Genomic DNA, 2,198 nt, shown 5'->3' with positions numbered 1-2,198 from the left:
CGGGCATCGTGAAAAGTCTATGTCAAAGAAAGGGTTATGTTCTCATAATTGACGATTAAATCGCACCTTCCTTAACTCTGCTGCATATCGTCACCGCAAGGTTTTCTTCGATAACAGAACGGGTGAAGTTTGTGGTCGTAAAACAGCACATAAAAAGGACCTTGCCTTTGCGCAGATTTTTGCAGCTGAACATACCCCTCCTGCCCTGATTGTTGACAGTGAAACACTCTGGAATGCTGTCGAAGCCTCGGAGAAGAGAAAAGATGCCCGCCTTGCCAAAGAGTTTAAGATTGCCCTCCCCGCTGAGCTAACACCAGAACTGAGCATTAAACTCACTACAGCTTTTGTTCTTGAGCACTTTACCAAGCAAGGCATCATTGCAGATGTTGTTATCCACGATATCAATGGTCATAACCCACATATCCATATAATGGGAACAACCCGTGAGGTTCTTTCTACCGGCTTTGGTAAAAAGGTGCGTGAGTGGGACAAGCCTGAAGCCCTTGATAACTGGCGTAAAGGCTGGCAGGACATCTGCAATGGGTTCCTTGAGCTGTATGGTCACGATGAACGCATTGATCACCGTTCTATCAGGGTTCAGTATGAGGAAGCCGTAGAACAGGCTACCGCTGCCGCTACAAACGAAGAGAAAGCAATCTGGCTGGCTAAAGCAATTGAAACAAACCGCGATCCAATACTTCATATCCCTCGTGATCGCTGGGGCACTTTAGCCGCTCAGGAACAACGTGCTGCAGAGCAGGCCATACGTGATGAGCTAAAAAAAGAAGCTGGCGAAGCCTACTTTACCTTTAAAGATCTGCCATTAGACATTGTTGTTGATGTTGCCAGCTTTAGGGTTCATGCACTGGCTGAACCGGAAGAAATTGTTATCCCGGATAACACAGGTAGAGCTTCATCTACAGGCTCGCAGAAACATGTTCTGGTTGCTCCTGCGCCTCATACACGCACTACACTGAAAACCCCATCCTCTTCAACGGCAAGAGCACTTAAACGCGCTCCTGTTAAAGTAAAAAGGAGGAAAGTTGAACCTCGTCAGAACGGTATGTTCAGGCGTTTCACGCTGTTGGTAGTAGATTATATAAGAGAGAAATTCGTCTGGACCAAGAAGAAGCCAGCCCCTGTTTCAGTGGATGCTGAACATGATAAGCGTATTGCTGAAAACTATGTCTTCGATGAGGTTCAGGGTATCTATGTTTCACGCGCTGAGTATGAAAGGCGCGCCAGATTTAACAAGGATGACTACAAGCCTACCAAGGAAGAGATCAGGCGTTTTCCAAGTCATCCGGTTAAGCCAGTGCAGCCTGATAGCAATCTCGACTACATACCAACACTTGCTGCAGACAGGAAAAAGCCGCTGCCTAAATTGAGACCACCCGGTTATAGAGGTAAAGAGTGATCAGTAAGCAGTCCACTTATTGTCCAGTCGACTTGACAAATTATCTAAAATATTAGATAATCCACTCATTCATAGCAGGAGGTGTGTATGGCTTTAAAATTCTATGACAGTCCGTTCCATGTGACACATGATGCTGAAACTGCTAGCAAAATGGCAATGAAAATGGATTTATCGATCATGATTATCAATCTAATCAAAGAGAAAGGTTGGACGCAAAAAGAAGCGGCAGAAAAACTCGGCATCAACCAGTCCCGTGTATCAGAACTGAAAAATGCAAAAATTGAGCTTTTCACTGTTGATGCCATGTTCGATATGCTAGATGCCCTCGGTTTCCGAGCTAAAATGTCAATGACAAGTCTGCATCAGGCATCAATTGCAATTACAGAAACCGAGGCAGCAGCTTAACGTTTTTTACAGCGTTCAGCCTCTCTGACATCGGCCATAAGTTCCTTAAGTCGTTTTTCTGCTACTTTTTTAGCCTGCCGATCAACACCGTTGGTAGTTTTCTCAAAGGAATGCAAAACTACCACGGTATCGAGATACTTAGTGACGTAGGTGCATCGATATGCCGGGCTTCCATTTATTTTTAGTTCGATAACGCCTATACCAATGCTATCCATAAAATCAATAGGTAATTCAGGATCTTGACCGAACTGAATACGACGTAAATCTTTTCCAAAATCGTCTTGCACATCAGCAGGAAGTGAACCGCCCCGGTTTTCCTGGAGAGTATTTTAGTTGGGAACTCAGGCTGCCAGATCCTTATTCCCGATGGAAGCAT

At 44.9% G+C, this 2,198-nt stretch carries 1 protein-coding gene and 2 pseudogenes; 2 read left to right on the top strand and 1 reads right to left on the bottom strand.

What is annotated here, in order from left to right; all coding sequences use genetic code 11:
• Nucleotides 1-70 precede the first annotated feature (70 nt).
• Both ACSZPU_RS25215 and ACSZPU_RS25210 read left to right on the top strand, forming a co-directional pair.
• Nucleotides 71-1,417 (top strand): annotated as a pseudogene (locus ACSZPU_RS25215) (MobA/MobL family protein); the annotation flags it as partial.
• An 87-nt stretch (nt 1,418-1,504) separates the two neighbouring features.
• Nucleotides 1,505-1,822: a helix-turn-helix domain-containing protein gene (locus ACSZPU_RS25210; protein ID WP_004864333.1), complete on the top strand. Its 318-nt coding sequence runs from the start codon at nt 1,505-1,507 to the stop codon at nt 1,820-1,822.
• Here the strand turns inward: ACSZPU_RS25210 and ACSZPU_RS25205 are convergent.
• Nucleotides 1,819-2,112: pseudogene (locus ACSZPU_RS25205) on the bottom strand (type II toxin-antitoxin system RelE/ParE family toxin); the annotation flags it as partial. The gene ACSZPU_RS25210 and the pseudogene ACSZPU_RS25205 overlap by 4 nt on opposite strands.
• Nucleotides 2,113-2,198: the final 86 nt, after the last annotated feature.

It is taken from the genome of Phytobacter sp. V69 (assembly GCF_965644215.1).
GTDB lineage: Bacteria > Pseudomonadota > Gammaproteobacteria > Enterobacterales > Enterobacteriaceae > Phytobacter.
The sequence above is the reverse complement of the archived record's forward strand: the minus strand, read 5'-3'. Positions and strand labels throughout refer to the sequence as shown.